The organism is Roseateles sp. GW823-FHT07B05, assembly GCF_058794515.1.
This window is the reverse complement of the sequence record NZ_JBXAGX010000007.1, coordinates 1-19225: the sequence shown is the minus strand read 5'-3', so window position 1 is coordinate 19225 and position 19225 is coordinate 1. Positions and strand designations below refer to the sequence as shown.

Here is a 19225-nt window from a genome sequence, read left to right as displayed (position 1 = left end):
TAGGGCCGCAGGTGTTTGCGAGGTGGCAACGCGGGCAGTGGGGCTGGCATCATCGGCCTCCCAGCGGGCGCGCGGCCTCGGCGAGAACTTGCAACGGCGCGCCGCTTTTGCTGGAAATTTAATGCTGTATAAAAATACAGTCAAGCCAGGGAGGGTTTTGATGAATCAAGCACTTGCGCGTGGGGGGCGGCCGCGTTTTTAGGGCGCAGCCTGCCTGCTTAGGCGGCGTCGGGCGTCTCCCGAAAACACGTTAGCCAGCATGCAACGAGATCGAGTTCTAAGAGCAGTCGACGCCATCGCCAGCTGCATTGCCTCGGGGTCCGAGGAACTCGCAGCATTGCACGCTGCAGGGTTTGGTCCGGAGGAGTCGCGGGTCATCGTGGACACGCTTCCAGAGGCGTTCGCTTTGCCGGCGATGGAAGACTTGGGCGTTGTAGTAAGCAACGTCGCTAGCGCCAGGGATTCAGCCGGTCGATGGACGGAGGTTTCACTTGCCGAATGCTCGTTTTTCCAAGCGGCGTTGACTCTCGCTCGCGAACATCGTGCGATTGGTGCACTGTCGCAAGAGACTTACAAAGCAATCGCCGAGCGTTCATCGCTGGTTAATGCGGTCAGCAATGCACTCAACGCCGGCGCCGATGTCAATGGCGCAACTGTGGCTATCGCGCTAATCGGCGCGCGCGCAGAGGACTTTGGTAGCCGCCCATGGTATTCACGACTTTGGGGGCGGAATGCTGGCTAACCTGTCATTGGAGCGGACCGCCTTCGGCGTCCGCTCATCTTCACGTTAGGCATCACTAAACTAAGCGAGGTGCATCATCGAAATCCCTTGGAACGGAAACGATTGCGTAATCTGCATCGAGCCAAAGCCGATGACGCTTGAGCATTTGATCCCAGAGTCTCTGGGGGGGCAAACTTACGTCCCGATTCCTTTGCAAAGCATGCAATTCGCGCCTTGGATATAGCCTAGAAGGGCATGCAAAAAAAGATCCAATAATTCGTCAACTAGCAGCCAAACTTCGCCCACAAATCCCCAAGTTAGCAACGGAGCTGGAAGAGGGGCAAAGCTATGTCACTGTCGGGCCAGGCGGATCGTCTAAGGGGAAAATAAAAAACGGCAACTTCGTTGTACACGCAACCAAGCTTCCCGATGGTTCGCTGATTCAGGAAACCCAATCAGCCGCTAAAACCATTCGTAAGTTGCTGGAGCGCGAAGGCCTCACTGAATCACAAATGGCGCTTGCATTGCAAACTTTTGCCAAAGCACCAGAGAACGTCAAAATCGCCCTGTCACCAGGGATTGACGTAGTTAAGTGGTCAGTCACGGGATTAAGGGCGTCATTGGAAGGCCCAATGCTGAACAACCTCATCCCCGTGAAGTCCGCGTATGAATTTCTTGCGCTACATGTTGGCACTGCTATTTATCAGAACACGCCACCACTTGCTGCAATACGATTGTCGCTGCGCAGTGGGCAACTAGACTCATCTCACATAGAAGTAGAGCGACTACAAGCCCCCGACGCAAAAGCATTTCATGGTCTTGTCTTCGAGGGCAACCAGCCATATGCAAAAGTGCAAGTACGCCTATTCGGCCAACTTGCCTTCAGAGTTCACTTCAAGAGGTTGTCAATTGGAGGGCCGCGCGCCATGTACACACATGATTTGCAGGCAGGGCAAGAGTTCGTTCAACAATTGCCCGCGAGTGATGCCTAACTGGTCGTTCAACGCGGACGCCAATACAGGCCATGCCTTCGGTATTTTCATGGCCTGTATTGGTTCCCTCCGCACTTCGTGCTCCGGCGCCGGTTAACTCTGGCGTTAGTCAACAACAATGTCAGCGCCAATGACACCTGTCGTTCAACAGTTCTGGGACGCGTTCAAGGCCACGCAGCAGGAAGGCGTCGACGCTCGTTTCTTCGAGGTCTGCGTGTTTGACGACAACGAGCCGAGCGCCAATCACTTGGCCGATTTGGTCGTCCGGGGCATCAAGAGAGCCACCGCCAGCCTGGTCTGGTCGTTCGAGGCGGGAAACCAGGCCGTTCCAAAGCCAGGCGATCTCAGCGTCGTCACAACCTGGGATGGCCAGCCGAAATGCGTGATGGCAACAACTCAAGTTGACATCGTGCCGTTCTCCGAGGTCACCGCGGAGTTCGCGGCCGTCGAGGGGGAGGGGGATGGTTCGCTCCAGTTTTGGCGCGAAGCTCACACTGCCTATTACGCAAGAGAGTGCGCCCGCATCGGCCGGGTTCCTGGCCCCGCGATGCCAGTGGTGTGTGAGCGGTTCAAGGTCGTCTATTGCCCTTCAAGGGAAGGTGCGGCCTGACCCGTCTTGTGCGGGCTCCCCCACAGCGGCAACGACCTGACCGACAAGGGCTGGCTGAGAGAGGTGTCTGCGGTCGTACGCCCGGCATCTGGCGTGGGAAGGCGCGGTGGTCGATCGCCCCCACCGCCAGTGGCGCAGCAAGCCGGGGTGAAAAGGCGCCGGCGCCGCATCGTCCCGGCGCCCCCAGCCCCCTTCAGCGCTCAATCTCCAGGATCAGCGGCCCGCGTGCCGGCACCTTGACGCTGCTGCCCAGCGTCGTCGTCGCGCCGGTCAGCACGTCCCGCGCCTTCTGGCCCGCCGACACACGCTCCGCGAAGCGGCCCAGCGCCAGTTCCATCGGCTTGGCGTTCTTGTTCAGCACCACCATCACGGTGCGGGCGGCGTCGTAGCGGAAGAACACGTACACGCCTTCCAGCGGCGCGAACTGCATCAGCGCGCCGTCGTGGATGACGGTCGCGCCCTTGCGCCAGGTGAACAGGCGGCGCGTCCAGTCCAGCATGTCGCGCTGCTCGGCCGTGAGGCCGGCGCCGGTGAAGGCGTTGACGCTGTCGCCCGCCCAGCCGCCAGGCATGTCGCCGCGCACGCGGCCGTCGTCGCGTTCGGTGGGGCTCCGCATCAGCAGTTCGCCGCCGTAGAACAGCTGCGGGATGCGGCGCGTGGTGGCCAGGTAGGCCAGTGCGATCTTTGTGAGGCCCACGTCGTGCCGCAGCAGCGAGTGGATGCGCGGCGTGTCGTGGTTGCCGTCGAACAGCACGAGGTTGGCCGGGTCGGGATAGACGAAGTCGTGCGCCAGGCCTTCGTACAGCTTGGTCAGGCCGGTGTGCGGGCCGTCGTCCTCCAGCAGCGCGGCCAGCAGGTTGGACTGCATCGGGAAGTCCATCATGCTGGGCGCGTGGGACACGTAGCCGTCGTGGTTCTTCTTGCCGCGCTGCCAGTAGGACACGACGGCCGGGTGCGGGCTCCATTCCTCGCCGACGATGTTCAGCCGCGGGTACTCCTGCATGACGCGGGCGGACCAGCGCGTCAGGAAGTCGCGGTCTGAGTAGGACCAGGTGTCGGTGCGGATGCCCGACAGCCCGTAGCGCTCGATCCACCACAGCGTCATCTGCGTCAGGTAGGTCGCCAGTTCGGGGCGGCGCTGGTTCAGGTCGGGCATGCCGGGCACGAACCAGCCATCGGTGAAGCGCTTGCGGTCGCTCGCCGACGCGTACGGGTCCTGCAGCGTCATGCGGGCGTGGTGCGTCTCCGTGTACTGGGGCCAGGCATTGACCCAGTCCGGCGCTGGCAGGTCGGCCATCCACCAGTGGCCCGCGCCGATGTGGTTGAGCACGATGTCCTGGATGACGCCCACGCCCTGGGCGCGGGCCTCGGCCGTGAAGGCGCCGAAGTCGGCGTTGCTGCCGAAGCGCGGATCGATCTTGTAGAAGTCGGTCGCCGCGTAGCCGTGGTAGCTGTACTTGGCGCTGTTGTTCTCCGCCAGCGGCGTGGGCCACACCTGCGTGAAACCCAGGCTGGCGATGTAGCCGAGGTGCTTGCGCATGCCGGCCAGGTCGCCGCCGTGGCGGCCGCCGGGGTCGGCGCGGTCGGTGCCTTCCAGCATGCCGGCGCGGCCGAGCTGGCCGGCCTGCGCGAAGCGGTCGGGCACGACGAGGTAGATGGCGTCTTTGGGCCCGAAGCCCTGGCGCTCCGCCGAGCCGGGCGCACGCGCCAGCAGCGGGTAGCGCAGCGTGCGGCCGGCCACGGTCAGCGTCAGCTCGCCCGGCTGGGCGTTGGGCGCCACGTCGAGGTCGACGAACAGGTAGTTGGGGCTGGTGGCGCGGTGGCTGCGTTGAAGCGTGACGCCGGGGTAGGGCGCCAGCGCGGGCTGCGCGTCGGCGATGCCGGTGCCGTGGATCATCAGCTGCAGCGACGTGTCGCGCATGCCCACCCACCAGTTGGGCGGCTCGACTCGGGGGGCGGCGGTGGGTTGGCCGGGGGCGGCCGCGGTGCTCAGGCTCATCAGCAGGGTGGTGGCAAGGGTGATCAGGGGTTTCATGGCGCTTCCAGCTGGTAGACGCGCACGGACAGCGGCGGCAGCGTCGCGCGCGGGGCGGCCGTCTTGGGGAGCAGCGGGCGGGCGCGGGCCGGCAGGTCCAGCGTGGCGGGCGTGTCGCCGTAGTTGATGGCGACGAGCACGCGCTCCTTGCCGTGCACGCGCTCGAAGCGCCACACCAGGCCGTCGACGCGATCCGCCTCGTAGTGGCCGATCGTCAGCGCGGGCGACGCGCGGCGCAGCGCGATGAGCTCGCGGTAGAAGTGGAACAGCGAGCCGGGGTCGCGCTGCTGGCTCTCGGCGTTGTGCCGGCTGCGGTTCAGCGACAGCGGTCGGTAGGGCTGGCTGCTGGTGCTGAAGCCGCCGGCGGGTGTCCAGCTCATCGGCGCACGCAGCGGCGCGTCGTCATCGGCGTTCTTGCCGTCGACGCCGGCCAGCCCGATCTCCTCGCCGTAGTAGACGAACGGCGTGCCCGGCAGCAGCAGGTAGCTGGCGGCGGCCAGGCGGTAGCGGGCCTCGTCGCCGTGCAGCTGCTCCCACAGCCGGCGGCCGGTGAAGATGTCGTGGTTGTGCAGGAAGGTGGCCATCGTCGGCGCCATCGTGCGGTAGTAGTCGGCCATCTTCTGCACGGCCGCCGGCTCCCCCTTGGCGGCCTTGACGATCTCGTAGTTCTGGTTGAACGCGAACGCGCCGCCGCACAGCTCGGGCTTGCCGTAGGCGATGGGCTCGGCCGTGGCCTCGCAGACAACGTAGCGGCCGGGGTAACTCTTGATGAGGTCCTGGAAGCGCTTGGTCAGCGCGCGGCTTTCGGGCTGGTCGTTCCAGTCCTTGGCGCTGTTCTCGATGAAGTGCGGCACGGCGTCCAGCCGGTAGCCGTCCAGTCCGCGGTTGAGCCAGAAGCGCAGCGAGTCCTCGTGGTAGGCCACCACGTCGGGGTTGCGCATGTTGAAGTCCGGCATCTGCGGGCCGAAGGTGCCGAAGTAGATGTCCGGCGAGCCGGGCTTGAGCGGCGGCATGTCCTTCAATGCGCCGGTGAAGGTCCAGGGCTGGGTGCTGGCGTCGTACCAGGGCACCTTGCCCCAGATGTCCCAGCCGGGGCCGGGGTCGGGGTTCCAGACGAACCAGCTGCGCCACGGGCTGGCGCGGTCCTTGGCCGCGGCCTGGAAGGGCGGGAACTCGTGCGAGGCATGGTTGATGACGTAGTCCATCACGATGCCGATGCCGCGCTTGTGCGCCTCGCGGATGAGCTCGTCGAAGTCGGCCAGCGTGCCGTACTGCGGCTCGATGCCGCGGTAGTCGGTGGTGGCGTAGCCGTGGTCGTGGTCGGCGCTGGCGGTGATGGGCATCAGCCACAGGCCGCTGACGCCCAGCTGCTTCAGATAGTCCAGCCTTCGTGTGAGGCCCTTCAGGTCGCCGATGCCGTCGCCGTTGCTGTCCTGGTAGCCGCGCACGAAGATTTCCATGAACACGCCGTGCTGCCAGTTCGCGGGCAGCGTGCTGGCGCGGGGCTCGGCAGGGACGGGGCGGGTGTCCAGCGGCGCGGCAGCCGCCAGCGTTGAGGCGGCCAGCATCAGGCTGGTCAAAAGCTTCAAGGTGTTCATGTATTCAAACTACTTTGTCTCCACGGCTGAAGCATATAAGCCCAAGCCGCATCGGTGCCAGTCGGATTTTCGATGATGTAGTTTTGCTACTATTTGCGCAAAACAAAGGAGACTTCATGGCGACGCATGCTGCACCCCTGGTGTTGGTTCTGGCCTTGTTGGCGGGGGGCGCCCGGGCGGCTGAGCTGGCGGACTGCGACGCGCCGGTGCCGCAGCCGACGCCGGCCGCCCGCCCGGCAGCGCAGGCCTACTGGCTGGACGCCCGCACGCTGCAGTGGCCGGGGCTGGTGCTGCGGCCCGGTGAGCGGGTGCGGCTGCATCACGCCCGCGCGGCTGGGCTGCGGGCGGTGCCGGGCGAGGTGGTGGCGGGCAGCGACGGCGCCGTCGCGCTGCCGCCAAGTGCGGCGCCGTTGCCGGCTCGCTTTCGCTTCATCGGCGACGGGCCGCGCTTCGACGCCGCCGGGGCCGACGTCGCGGCGCTGCTGCGCTCGCAGCTGCTGCTGGTGCACGAGGCGGCGGACGGCCGCGTCATCGCCGCCACCGGCGTGCAGCTGCCTGGCGCGCTGGATGACCTCTACGCCGCCGCCGAGCGCGTGACCGACCTCGGCGCGCACCCGGCAAAGGCGCGCACCACCTTCGCCGTCTGGGCGCCCACCGCGCAGCGCGTGCAGCTGTGCCGCTACGCCGGCCCGGACGCGCCCGCGGCGGCCGTGGACGCGATGACGTTCGATACGGCCACCGGCGTCTGGCGCGCCGCGCTGCCCGGCGACCTGGGCGGCCAGGCCTACCGCTACCTGGTGGACGTCGTCACGCCCACGCACGGGCTGCAGCGCAACCTCGTCACCGACCCGTACTCGGTGGCCTTGACGACGGACTCGCAGCGCAGCATCGTCGCCAACCTCGCGTCGCCCGCGCTGAAGCCGCCCGGCTGGGACAAGGCCCGTGCGCCAGGCCGCGTGAAGGCCGCGACCGACCAGCTCATCTACGAGCTGCACGTGCGCGACTTCTCGCTGACCGACGCGTCCGTGCGGCCCGCGTGGCGCGGCAAGTACCTGGCCTTCACCGAGGCGCAGTCGCACGGCATGCGGCACCTGAAGGCGCTCGCGAAGGCCGGCCTGACGGACGTGCACCTGCTGCCCGTGTTCGACCTCGCCAGCGTGCCCGAGCGCGGCTGCAAGACGCCCGTGGTGCCCGATGCCGCGCCCGACAGCGACGCGCAGCAGGCCGCCGTGATGGCGCACGCCGCCGACGATTGCTTCAACTGGGGCTACGACCCCTGGCACTTCAATGCGCCCGAGGGCAGCTACGCGACCGACCCGCTGCGGCGCGTCGTCGAGTTCCGCGCGATGGTGATGGCGCTGCACGCGGCCGGGCTGCGCGTGGGCATGGACATGGTCTACAACCACATGGCCGCGGCCGGCCAGGCGCCGAAGTCGGTGCTGGACCGCCTCGTGCCCGGCTACTACCACCGGCTCAGCGCCACCGGCGACATCGAGCGCTCCACCTGCTGCGACAACACGGCCACCGAGCACCGGATGATGGCCAAGCTGATGATCGACTCGGCGGCGCTGTGGGTGCGCGAGTACCGCATCGACTCGATGCGCTTCGACCTGATGGGCCACCAGCCGCGCGAGGCGATGGAGCGGCTGCAGCAGCGCGTGGACGCCGAGGCCGGCCGCCCGGTGCAGCTGCTGGGCGAGGGCTGGAACTTCGGCGAGGTGGCCAACGGCGCGCGCTTCGTGCAGGCCTCGCAGCTGAGCCTTAACGGCAGCGGCATCGGCGCGTTCAGCGACCGCATGCGCGATGCGGCCCGTGGCGGTGGCGCCGGCGAGGGCGGTGACGCCAGCGTGCGCAACCAGGGCTGGCTCAACGGCCTGGTCTACGCGCCCAACGCGCTGGCCGCGGCCACGCCGGCGAAGCCCGAGGCTCTGCTGGACGCGGCCGACATGATCCGCGTGGGCCTGGCCGGCTCGCTGCGCAGCGTCGAGCTGACGACCTGGCGCGGCGCCACCAAGCGCCTGGACGCCATGCCCTACGGCGGCGACCAGCCGGCCGGTTTCGCCAGCGAACCCGGCGAGGTCGTCAACTACGTGGAGAACCACGACAACCAGACGTTGTTCGACGTCAACACGCTGAAGCTGCCGCTGGCCACGAGCCGCGAGGACCGCGCCCGCGTGCAGATGCTGGGCGCCGCGCTGGTGGCCTTCAGCCAGGGCGTGGCCTATTTCCACGCGGGGCAGGACATCCTGCGCAGCAAGAGCCTGGACCGCAACAGCTACGACAGCGGCGACTGGTTCAACCGGCTGGACTGGCGCTACCAGGCCAACCACTTCGGCACCGGCCTGCCGCCGAAGCAGGACAACTTCGGCGCCGACGGCCGCGACTGGGCGCTGGCGCGCGAACGGCTGGCGATGCGCGACGCGATTGCGCCGTCGCCAGCCGACATCGCCTGGGCGCGCGACGTGTTCCGCGACCTGCTGAAGATCCGCGCGACGACGCCGGCGCTGCGGCTGCGCAGCGCGGCGGAGGTGGGCAAGCGCATCAGCTTCCCCGGCAGCGGCCCGGGCCAGAACCCGGTGCTGGTGGCCACGCGCATCGACGGCCGCGGCCTGGGCGGACCCCAGGCCGTGATGACGCTGATCAACGTGGCGCCGACAGCGCAGGTGCTGGCGCTGCCCGAGGAGGCTGGTGCGAAGTGGGTGCTGCATCCGGTGCAGCGCGAGGGCGCTGACAACCGGGTGAAGCGCGAGGCGCGGTTTGCGGCAGGCCGTTTCGAGGTGCCGGCGCGCAGTGCGGTGGTGTTTGTACTGGACTGACGCCCACCGTCAGTTAGGGTGTTCCTTCCACTGGAACCCCTTGGGGCTGTGGCTGAGGGTGCCGTGGCTGCCTTCGGTTTCGATGTCGATGGTCCACTCTGCGCGCTTCTTGCGCTGGGACCAAAGCTGCTCATCGTTGCGCGAGGGTTGCAGCACCAGCAGGCTGGTGGAGCCCCACAACAGCACGCGCCCTGGGGTGTCCGCCGCACTGCTGCAGGCGCCGGCAAGCAAGGCTCGCTGGCCGTCCTGCAGCACCTGGATGCGGCGGGATTTAAAGAGCTGCTGGCATGTCACGGCATGGCACGCGCGCGCTGCGTCAACGACCTCCACAACGCGTACGCATTGTCGATTGGTGTCGTTTGTTCCAGCATGGAGCACGGGTGGTTTGACGGTCTCGACGGCGCTCAGGCCGGAGTCCGCCGGGATTTGCAGCGCAGGTTCGGAGGAGGCCGGTGCAGCTAGAGCTAGGAGGAGCGATGCGAGCCGGGCGGAATACATTACGCAATGTTCCAGGTGGCGGCGTAGTGCATCAGGCGGAGGCGATCTAGGAAAGCTGTGGGATCCACCAGATCGGAGCGCCGCCGGTAGGCGTTGCCTGTTTGCGTTAGTTTGCCACTACCTTTGCCGCTGAACATTTCGAGGTGGAGCATGGGGTGGATGTTGCCCATGCCGGCGAGCTTGGCCACTTTGCCCAACATGGCCCCGGCCTCCACAACTTGGCCAGCTCCGATGGAATCATCCGCAATCAGCTCGCCATACCGTACGACGCCCAAGGCGCCATGATCCACCTCAATGGCGTCTGCCTTGCCGTAGAACTCGTAGACCGACCTGACGGTGCCATGCCAGATGGCCAATACGGGCGAACCTTCGGGCGCGTAGAGATCGCAACCGGCGTGCTTGCGCTTGCCGCCGTCCCGCGATGCGCCAAAACTGCGCGGCCGCTCGTGGTAGGAGTATGAGGGATTCCACTGAGGGACGGGCCAGACATACATGGCGTTGCGCTTTCGGTGTCTCTAGGTGGGTATTGAGCCTACGGCGAACGACTAAGCCCCGAATCCTCAAGTCTGACGGTACGGTCAGACGAGTGCAGGCGCAGAGAAGCCCGGCATCAGCACCAGTGTGGCAAAAGGGGCGGGGTCAGCCACGCCGTGCGCGGGCGCCGAGCAATACCGCTACGCCGACCAGGACTAGCACTGCGCTGGCCGGCTCCGGCACCGGGCTGACCCCCAGCGTAAGTTGGCCCGACAGCCACTGCCCATCGGGCTCACCGACGCGGTCCTTGAAGGTCTCGCTGAACTCGATGCGCAGTTGGCCGTCTGCGCCGGCGCCCACACCCAGGCCGGTCAGGTCCAGCGTGCCGGTGTAGGCCGCGCCGGTGAAGCTGCTGAATGCCGTCAGCGGGATGTCCAACTGGCTGGCGCCGCTGCCCAGGCTGACCTGCATTTCGTCGACGCTGCTGGGCGCAAACGCCTGCAGCGTGACGTTCCAGCTCAGCCAGGTCACCAGCGCGTTGGCGCCGATGTTGACGAACAGCACCGTGTTGGCGGGATCGCCGACCTGCTCGAAGCTGTTGATGCCGGTCACGTCTACGACGGCGTCGGCCGCGTGGGCGGAGGTGCCGGCCAGCAGCCCGGCGCAGGCGAGGGCGGCCGTGGCGGCCAGGCGGTGGAGTTGCTTGTTCATGGCGTTGGTGTTCAGTTGTTGGCGGCGGGGCGGGCGACGAAGACGACGGCCGTGCGGGCCGGCACGTTGACGGTGCCGGTCGCGCGGTCGAAGGTGGCGGCGCGGGCGCGCTGGTCGGCCGTGTGGGCCGGGTGCAGTTCCAGCGCATGGCCGGCCAGCGCGGGCAGCGTCAGCGTCTTGGCGGTCTTGTCGACGTTGATCAGGTAGACCAGCTCATCGAAGTTGGCGCCCGGGTAGCGCACGCCGCCTAGATTTCCAACCAGGCGGCCCACCAGCACGGTGGCTTCCTGGTTGGAGCCGGTGTTGAGGAAGGTCAGCCGCGCCTTGATGTCCTCGGCTGTGCGCAGGCGCAGCAGCGTGGTGCTCTTGCGGATCTTCAGCAGGTCGCGGAAGGCGTCGCGGGTCCACGCGATGTCGTTGGCGTGCGGCTTGATGAGCGGGTTGGCCAGCAGCGGGCGGGCCAGCGCCCAGTTGTCGGCGTTGTCGCGCGACGGCGGCAGGCCGACGCCGAAGTTGTTGTCCGCATAGCTCCAGTCGAGGCGGTTGAACCAGTCGCCGCTGTCGTAGCTGTTGCGGTCCAGGCTCTTGCTGCGCAGCACATCGGTGCCGGCGTGGAAGTAGGCCACGCCCTGGCTGAACGCATTGATGGCGTTGGCCAGGATCTGCACGCGGGCGCGGTCTTCCTTGCTGGTGCCAGTGGGCAGGCGGAAGGCGTTGTTGTCGAACAGCGTCAGGTTGTCGTGGTTCTCCACGTAGTTGACGACCTCGCCGGGCTCCAGCACCCAGCCGGCGGGGATGCCGCCGACGTCGATCTGGTCCAGCCGCAGCGTCGCGTCCCAGCTCGTCTGCATCTGGAAGCTGCGGATGGAGCCGGCCAGCGACGCCTTGATCCGGTCGGCCTGCCACATCAGCTCGCCGCGGGTCTGGCCGCTGGCGGCGGCGTTGGGGTCGTAGAAGAAGCCGTTGACATAGCCCTGGTTGGCGACGACGGCGTTGCCGCTGTCGCAGCAGCCGCCGCCGCGCACCGCGTCGCGGATCAGCGGGTTGAAGCTGCCGATGCCGGAGCCGTTCAGGCTCAGCATCTCGGCCTGCACGAAGCGTGCGCCGTTGGCGACCTCGCCGAAGTTCCAGCCCTCGCCGACGATCTGCACCTGGCGGCCGGCGGCGGCCTCCACGCGGGCCTTCAGCGCCTCGATGACCGAGCGCGGGTGGTGGCCCATGATGTCGAAGCGCAGCGAGCTGATGCGGTAGTCGCGCACCCAGGTGACGGCCGAGTCGATCATCAGCTTGGCCATCATCAGGTTCTCGGCCGCGGTGTTCTCGCAGCAGGTGGAGCGCTCGATGCCGCCCGTCGCGTTGTAGCGGAAGTAGTAGCCCGGCACGACCTTGTCGAGCACCGACGTGGCGTTCTGGCCCGACGACGTGGTGTGGTTGAACACCACGTCCATGCCCACGCGCAGGCCGGCCGCGTTCAGCGCCTGCACCATGCGGCGGAACTCGACGACGCGGGCCAGCGGGTCGGCCGCGTTGCTGGCGTAGCTGCCGTCGGGCGTCGTGAAGTGGTGCGGGTCGTAGCCCCAGTTGAAGCAGTCGGTGCCGGCGGTGGCGGCCACGGTGGCCTGCTGCGCATCGCTGTCCGGCGCGCCAGCGGGCGAGGGCGTCGTGCAGCTCTTCTCGTTGACGCTGGCGATGTCGAACACCGGCAGCAGGTGCACGTCGGTCAGGCCCGCGGCGGCCAGCGCCGCGAGGTGCTTCATGCCGTTGGACTGCGGCTGCGTGAAGGCCAGGTACTTGCCGCGCTGCGCGGCGGGCACGGTCGCATCGTTGATGGAGAAGTCGCGCACGTGCAGCTCGTAGATGCTGAGGTCGGACGGCGCGTTGACGGTGGCGGGCGGGGCGCTCTGGTCCCAGCCGATGGGCTTGGTGGTCTGCGCCTGCAGGTCCATGACGACGCTTTGCTGGCCGCCCAGCGTCAGGCCCAGCGAGTAGGGGTCGGTGACGAGGTTCTTCACCAGGCCCACGCCGCGCACGAACACCTGCACCTGGTAGCGGTAGGTGGCGCCCTGCAGATGGCCGGGCTTGGTGAGGCTCCACACGCCGGTGGCGGCGTCGCGGGCCATGGGCTCGGTGGTGGTGCGGGTGAGGCCGGAGCTGCCCAGCGCCTGCGTCAGCACCAGCGACACGTTCTGCGCCGTCGGCGCCCACAGCTTGAAGCGCGTGTTGCCGTTGCTGGCCACGGCACCGAGGTCGGGCACGTTGGCGGCGGCGGCGTAGAGGTCGTCCAGCGCGCCGGCGATCTGCGCCGTCGTCGCGTTCTGCACCTTGCCGGCGGCGTCTTCCTGCACCAGCGCGAGCTGCTGCTGGTGCAACGCGGGCAGGCGGGCCAGGTCGGCGCTGCGCACGGTGAAGACGGCGCCGCTGCCGACGTACTTGAAGCGCAGCGCATCGGCGGCGGGCACGGTGCCGGTGAAGGCGTCGAGCGTGATGAAGCCGTCCGCGCCCTGCACGGCGGCGCCGGCGGCGACGCTGATCTGGCCGGTGGCCGAGTGGTACAGGCGCACCGGCGCGCTGGTGGCCAGGCGTGGCCACTTCACCAGCGACTTGTTCAGCCACACGGCGCGGGCGTCGGTGCTGGACACCTGGCGCAGGTCGGGCGTGGCGGTGTAGACGGTGGCGTCGCGCTCCACGAGCCAGATGTGGCCCACCTGGTTCTGGATGGCCAGCGCGCCGTACTCGACGCGGATGTTGTTGTCGCGACCGTCCTTGTCGTTCTGGTTGGGGGCCAGGCCGTGGATGATGAACTCCAGCCCCTTGCGGTTGGCGTCGCCCTGCGGGTTCAGCACCGGGATGTCGAAGACGACCTCGCCGTCGCCCGCTGCGTAGCCGGGCATGGCGCCGAGCGGCACCGGCTGGCCCCAGTTGTCGATGGCCGTGCCGGCGGGCAGCGCGGCGGCGTCCAGCCCGCTGCCGTTCCACAGGTGCAGGCCCCAGGCGCTGTAGCCGCCGTCGAAGCGCTTGTAGTGCACGCGCACGGTCTTGATGTCGGGCGCGGCCAGCAGCAGCGGGTTGCTGGTGTAGTTGGTGCTGTCGTTCTGCAGCCGCCAGATCTCGTTGGCGCCGGCCTGCAGCACGTAGCTCTGGTCGCCGCCGCCGTTGTCCTTGTTGTCGCCGTTGTGGAGCAGGAAGCCGACGGTGCCGCTGGTGGCGGCCAGCGGCACGTCGTACCAGACGCCGTAGTCGTCGCTGCCGGCGGCGTTCCAGCCGGCATTCCAGTTCGGGCTCTGGGCGGCATTCCAAGTGTGGATCTGCCAGCCGGCGTGGTTGCCGTCGCTGCGGCGGTAGTGCACGCGCAGCGAGGTGGCCGGTTCGGTGGGTGTGGCAACCGCAGCGATGCGGGCGCGCGGCATCTGGGCGGCCGGCACGCCGGCCAGCAGCTCCACGCCGGTCTCGTCCGCCGCGGCGCTGACGCTGCGCGTGGGTTCGGGCGAAGGCGCGTCGGCGCCGCCGCCGCAGGCCGACAGCAAGCCCATCAGCCCCAGTGCCGCCGCCCCGGCCATCCGTCGCGCACGGCGCGCGAAACCCACCGCCCAAGTCTCCATGGTCTTGTCTCCTTCGAAGTTGGCGAATGCTATTGAAGTAAAACTACAAACAATAGTTGGTGGAATCCCGGTGGACTTTGCTGGATCTCCGTGAGGGAATGCGCGGCAATTGCGTGGTAGACAAGAGATTCACGCTCTAAATGTAGTTTTGCTTCTTTGTAAAAGTGATGGCGACGCGCCAGCCCGGAAGGGGGCGATACGCCGCCCGGAGACACCATGAGAGCCCTGAGACACAGCATCTGGACCCTTTTTGTGGCCCTGGCCCTGACGGCCTGCGGCGGCGGTGGAGGCGGCGGGGCGACCCCGGTGCCCGACCCCGCGCCCACGCCGCCGGCCGGGCTGGACATCGGCAACGACACGGCCTTCCAGAAGGTGCTGAGCGCCCAGGCCGCCAGCCCGGCGGCCAGCACGCCCACCAGCAGCACCACGACGACGCTGACCGTCCACTACCGCCGCACCGCCGGCGACTACACCGGCTGGCAACTGCACCACTGGGGCGCGGCAGCGGCCGTGGACTGGAATGCCGGCCGCAACGCCGACAGCACCGACGCCTTCGGCGCGGTCTACAACGTGCCGCTGGCGGCGCAGACGGGTTCGGTGGGCTACCTCTTCCACAAGGGCGACACCAAGGACCACGGCGGCGCGGACCAGAGCTGGGTGCTCAAGGCCGGCGCCAACGAGATCTGGCGCATCGAGGGCGACAGCACGACCTACACCGCCAACCCGCTGACCAGCGGCGCGCCGGACGTGACGACCGTGCGGGTGCACTACAAGCGTTTCGACGGCGGCTTCGCCGCCTGGGGCCTGCACCTGTGGGGCGGCAGCGGCCTGGACACGGCGCGCGTGCCCGCCGGCGTCAACATTGGCGACTGGCCCAACCCCGTGGCCTTCAGCAAGATGCCCAACTACGCGGCGGTCAACGCGGGCGAGGTTGTCTTCGACCTGCCGGTGCTCAACCCCAAGGACGACGCGTCGCGCAAGGCGCTGGAGTTCATCGTCCACGGCATGTCGCCCAACGAGGCCAACAAGGACGGCCGGGCCGACAACATCCGCGTGGACTTCGGCTCGTTCGCGATCAGGAACCAGATTGCCGAGGTGTGGCTGGTGCAGGGCGACCCGCAGGTCTACCCGGCTGCGCCGGACACGCGCAGCGTCTCCACGACCGATGCCAAGGCCTACTGGCTGACCAGGCAGCTGCTGCAGTGGCCGCAGGTGGATGGCAGCGGCGTCTTCAAGCTCTACCACTCGGCGACGGCACAGATCACCGCCGTCAAGGATGGCAAGGTCACCGGCGCGGACGGCGCACTGACGCTGGACCGCTTCACCGGCGCTGTGCCCACGACCGTGGCCGCGCGCTTCAAGTTCATCGGCGCCGGCGTCGTGCTGGCCGTCAAGGACGCCGACCTCGCCCAGCTCGGCGAGCTGCACAAGAAGCAGCTGCTGCTGGTGCAGGAAGACAGCGCCGGCAACGTGCAGAACGCCACCAGCGCCCAGACCCCCGGCGCGCTGGACGACCTGTACGCCGTGGCCGCCAACGTCAACGACCTCGGCGTGAAGATCGCCGGCGGCCAGACCACCTTCAAGCTGTGGGCGCCGACGGCGCAGAAGGTCACCGTCTTCACCCACGACACGGGCACCGGCGAGGCCAGGACCGTCGATGCGCTCGCCTTCGACGCCGCCACCGGCGTGTGGAGTGTCAGCAAGCCGGGCGACCTGTCCGGCAAGTACTACCGCTTCGCCGTCGAGGTGTTCGTGCGCGGCGTGGGCGTGGTGCGCAACCTCGTCACCGACCCCTATGCCATCAGCCTGACGACCGACTCCAAGCGCAGCTACATCGCCGACCTGGGCGCCGCCAACCTCAAGCCCGCGGGCTGGGATGCGCTGGCCACCTCCAACAAGGTGGCCGCACAGACCGACATGGCCATCTACGAGCTGCACATCCGTGACTTCTCGGCCAACGACGCCACCGTGACTGCCGCCAACCGCGGCAAGTACCTGGCCTTCACCGAGGCGGGCTCCAACGGCATGAAGCACCTGAAGGCGCTGGCCGACGCCGGCCTGACCGACGTGCACCTGCTGCCCGTGTTCGACCTGGCCTCGGTGCCGGAGAGCGGCTGCACCACGCCCACGCCGGCCGGCGCCGCCGATGCCGAGACCCAGCAGGCCGCCGTGTCCGCCACGGCCGGCACCGACTGCTTCAACTGGGGCTACGACCCGTACCACTACAACGCCCCCGAGGGCAGCTACGCGTCCGACGCGGCCGACGGCGCCAAGCGCATCGTCGAGTTCCGCCAGATGGTCCTGGGTCTGAAGAACGCCGGCCTGCGGGTGGGCATGGACGTGGTCTACAACCACACCACGGCCTCGGGCCAAAACGAGAAGTCGGTGCTGGACCGCATCGTGCCAGGCTACTACCACCGGCTGAATGCGACTGGCAAGGTCGAGACCTCCACCTGCTGCGACAACACCGCCACCGAGCACCTGATGATGGGCAAGCTCATGAGCGACTCCGTGCTGCAGTGGGCGCGCGACTACAAGATCGACTCCTTCCGCTTCGACATCATGGGCCACCAGCCGCGCGCAATCATGGAGGCGATGAAGTCGCGCCTGAAGACCGCGCTGGGCCGTGACGTGCAGCTGATCGGCGAGGGCTGGAACTTCGGCGAGGTGACCGACGGCGCCCGCTTCGTGCAGGCTACGCTCTACAGCCTGAACGGCTCGGGCATCGGCAGCTTCAACCCCATCATCCGCGACGCCGTGCGCGGCGGCGGCTGCTGCGACAGCGGCAGCGCGCTGGTCAGCAACCAGGGCTTCGTCAGCGGCCTGTTCTACGACCCGAATGCCTCGGCCGGCACGCGCAGCAAGACCGACCTGATGTGGCTGGGCGACCAGCTCAAGGCCAGCCTGGCCGGCAGCCTGCGCAGCTACACCTTCACGACGCACTGGGACGCCACCGTCACGGCCGAGAGCCTGGGCAACAGCATCGGCTGGAGCACCCAGCCCGACGAGGTCGTCAACTACGTGGAGAACCACGACAACCTGACGCTGTTCGACGTGCTGGCGCTGCGCCTGCCCACTACCACCAGCCGCGAGGACCGCGCCCGCGTGCAGCTGCTGGCCAACGCGATCAACGCGTTCAGCCAGGGCGTGGCCTACTTCCACGCCGGTACCGACGTGCTGCGCAGCAAGTCGCTGGACAAGAACAGCTACGACAGCGGCGACTGGTTCAACCGGCTGGACTGGAGCTACCAGGACAACTACTTCGGCACCGGCGCGCCGCGGGCGGCGGACAACAGTGCGGACTGGCCGATGCTCAAGCCCTTCCTGGCCAACGCGGCCATCAAGCCGGCACCGGGCGACATCGCGTGGATGCGCGACGCCTTCCGCGACGTGCTGAAGATCCGCGCCAGCTCGACGCTGTTCCGCCTGCGCACGGCGGATGACATCAAGGCACGCCTGAAGTTCCTGAACACCGGTTCGGGCCAGAACCCGGTCGTGCTGGCCGCCACGCTGGACGGCAACGGCTACGCCGGCGCCGGCTTCAAGCGCATCGTCTACCTGTTCAACGTCGACAAGGCCACGCAGACGCTGACCGTGCCCGGCGAGGTGGGCCAGGCGCTGCAGCTGCACCCGGTGCACAAGGCCACCGGCGCCGCCGACCAGCGCGTGGCCACCGGCGCGAGCTTCGACAGCGCCACCGGCCGCTTCACGCTGCCGGGGCGGTCGGCGGTGGTGTTTGTCCTGCCCTGACCTGGGTGACGTGACTGGAGACAGGAGGGCGCGGCGGGACTAAGCTGGTTCCATGGCCGGCAGACGACCGGTCTGGACAAGCGAGGAGACCGCCATGCTGATCCGTGCCCTCATCGCGCTGCTGGCCGTGGCCGGCAGCGCCACCCTGAGCGGCTGCGCCGTCGAGCCCGCCGCGCCGCCGCGCACCGACGTCTTCCTGGACACTGCCTTCCGGCCGCCCAGCGTCGTTATGGACGCCGACGAGGCCATGAAGCTGAGCCCGGCGATGCAGCGCTTCGCCGAGACCGAGATGGCGCAGGAGATCCGCGCCAAGGGCGTGCGCGACGGCCTCATCGACGCGCTCTACACCAAGGGCCGGCTGCAGCTGGACTACGACAGCGAGATCACCCGCACCGCGGCCGAGGCCTTCGACGCGCGGCGCGGCAACTGCATGTCGCTGGTCATGATGACCGCCGCCTTCGCCCGCCACCTGAAGCTGCCGGTGCGCTTCAACAGCGTCTACCTCGAAGAGAACTGGACGCGCAACAACGGCATCTTCTTCGTCGCCGGCCACGTCAACATCAGCCTGGGGCGGCCCCAGACCTCGTTGCAGCGCATGACGGTCTACGGCGACCCGGAGATGCTGACCATCGACTTCCTGCCGCCCGACCAGGTGCGCCGGCACCGCGCCCGCGTCATCGACGAGAGCACCATCCTGGCGATGTTCCAGAACAACCGCGCCGCCGAGGCGCTGCTGCAGGACAAGGTGGACGACGCCTACTGGTGGGCGCGCGCGGCCATCCTGACCGACTCGCGCTGGCTGGCCGCCTACAACACGCTGGCCGTGCTGTACCGGCGCAAGGGGCTGTACGGCCCCGCCGAGAACACGCTGCGTCTGGTGCTGGAGCGCGAGCCGCTGAACGTGCAGGCGATGTCCAACCTCGTGCTGGTGCTCAGCGACCTGGGCCGCCGCGAGGAGGCGCAGAGCTACGTCAACCAGCTGGCGCAGGTGCAGCCCGTGCCGCCCTACAAGTTCTTCGACGAGGGCGTGGCGGCCATGAAGGCCGGCGAGTTCGCCGCGGCGCGCTCGCTGTTCCGCAAGGAAGTGGCCCGCGCCGCCTACGTGCCGGAGTTCCACTTCTGGCTGGGCCTGGCCAGCTACGGCCTGGGCGACCTGCCCGGTGCGCGCGGCGAGATCGCCAAGGCGCTGGAGAACAGCGCCACCTCGCACGACCGCCAGATGTACGGCGCCAAGCTGGCCTGGCTCAACGAGCTGCGCGACCAGCAACAGGAGCAGCAGCGGCAGCAGCGCCGCCGCGAGCCGTTGATGAACCGGGCGGGGACCTAGGGAGGGTCTGCAAAACTCCTGCGGGCCGCGGCGAGGTCTTTGCCGGATGCGGGGCAAGGCGCGGACCGCCGCCCAGGCTCGTGCCTGGGCAAGG

Annotated in this window: 11 protein-coding genes; 5 read left to right on the top strand and 6 right to left on the bottom strand. The window is 68.1% G+C overall.

Annotated elements, in window-relative coordinates; all coding sequences use genetic code 11:
• Nucleotides 1–1200: 1200 nt before the first annotated feature.
• Together AC1Q7O_RS16180 and AC1Q7O_RS16175 are read left to right on the top strand one after the other, a co-directional pair.
• Nucleotides 1201–1713 (top strand): hypothetical protein, encoded by a 513-nt coding sequence (locus AC1Q7O_RS16180; RefSeq protein ID WP_492658780.1) that lies wholly within the window; start codon nt 1201–1203, stop codon nt 1711–1713.
• 130 nt (nt 1714–1843) lie between these two features.
• Nucleotides 1844–2323 (top strand): ASCH domain-containing protein, encoded by a 480-nt coding sequence (locus tag AC1Q7O_RS16175; protein WP_492658781.1) that lies wholly within the window; start codon nt 1844–1846, stop codon nt 2321–2323.
• A gap of 193 nt (nt 2324–2516) precedes the next feature.
• Here the strand turns inward: AC1Q7O_RS16175 and AC1Q7O_RS16170 are convergent, their stop codons facing one another.
• Together AC1Q7O_RS16170 and AC1Q7O_RS16165 are read right to left on the bottom strand one after the other, a co-directional pair.
• Nucleotides 2517–4358 carry a glycoside hydrolase family 13 protein gene (locus AC1Q7O_RS16170; RefSeq protein WP_492658782.1) on the bottom strand — a complete coding sequence of 614 codons (1842 nt, stop codon included), beginning with the start codon at nt 4356–4358 and terminating at the stop codon, nt 2517–2519.
• On the bottom strand, nt 4355–5947 hold the full coding sequence (locus tag AC1Q7O_RS16165) for an alpha-amylase family glycosyl hydrolase (RefSeq protein ID WP_492658783.1): 1593 nt from the start codon (nt 5945–5947) through the stop codon (nt 4355–4357). Before AC1Q7O_RS16165 ends, AC1Q7O_RS16170 begins: the two co-directional genes overlap by 4 nt.
• A gap of 125 nt (nt 5948–6072) precedes the next feature.
• Between AC1Q7O_RS16165 and AC1Q7O_RS16160 the strand changes: the two genes are divergently transcribed.
• Nucleotides 6073–8772, top strand: coding sequence for an alpha-1,6-glucosidase domain-containing protein (locus tag AC1Q7O_RS16160; RefSeq protein ID WP_492658784.1), 2700 nt, complete (start codon nt 6073–6075; stop codon nt 8770–8772).
• Nucleotides 8773–8781: 9 nt separating this feature from the next.
• Here AC1Q7O_RS16160 and AC1Q7O_RS16155 read toward each other — a convergent pair whose 3' ends face one another.
• The 4 genes from AC1Q7O_RS16155 to AC1Q7O_RS16140 all read right to left on the bottom strand — a co-directional run bounded on the left by AC1Q7O_RS16155 (nt 8782) and on the right by AC1Q7O_RS16140 (nt 14054).
• A complete protein-coding gene (locus AC1Q7O_RS16155; RefSeq protein ID WP_492658785.1) occupies nt 8782–9270 on the bottom strand; it encodes a hypothetical protein in 489 nt (162 codons plus the stop codon).
• Nucleotides 9270–9764, bottom strand: coding sequence for a peptidoglycan DD-metalloendopeptidase family protein (locus tag AC1Q7O_RS16150; protein WP_492658786.1), 495 nt, complete (start codon nt 9762–9764; stop codon nt 9270–9272). Before AC1Q7O_RS16150 ends, AC1Q7O_RS16155 begins: the two co-directional genes overlap by 1 nt.
• Nucleotides 9765–9909: 145 nt before the next feature.
• Complete coding sequence (locus AC1Q7O_RS16145) at nt 9910–10455, bottom strand: PEP-CTERM sorting domain-containing protein (RefSeq protein WP_492658787.1); 546 nt, start codon at nt 10453–10455, stop codon at nt 9910–9912.
• Nucleotides 10456–10466: 11 nt separating this feature from the next.
• Entirely contained in the window at nt 10467–14054 is a 3588-nt protein-coding gene (locus AC1Q7O_RS16140) for an alpha-1,6-glucosidase domain-containing protein (protein ID WP_492658788.1), read from the bottom strand.
• 216 nt (nt 14055–14270) lie between these two features.
• Between AC1Q7O_RS16140 and pulA the strand changes: the two genes are divergently transcribed.
• Together pulA and AC1Q7O_RS16130 are read left to right on the top strand one after the other, a co-directional pair.
• Nucleotides 14271–17804, top strand: a complete 3534-nt coding sequence (gene pulA / locus AC1Q7O_RS16135; RefSeq protein ID WP_492658789.1) for a pullulanase-type alpha-1,6-glucosidase — start codon at nt 14271–14273, stop codon at nt 17802–17804.
• A gap of 94 nt (nt 17805–17898) precedes the next feature.
• Complete coding sequence (locus tag AC1Q7O_RS16130; protein ID WP_492658790.1) at nt 17899–19131, top strand: tetratricopeptide repeat protein; 1233 nt, start codon at nt 17899–17901, stop codon at nt 19129–19131.
• The last annotated feature ends 94 nt before the right edge of the window (nt 19132–19225 follow it).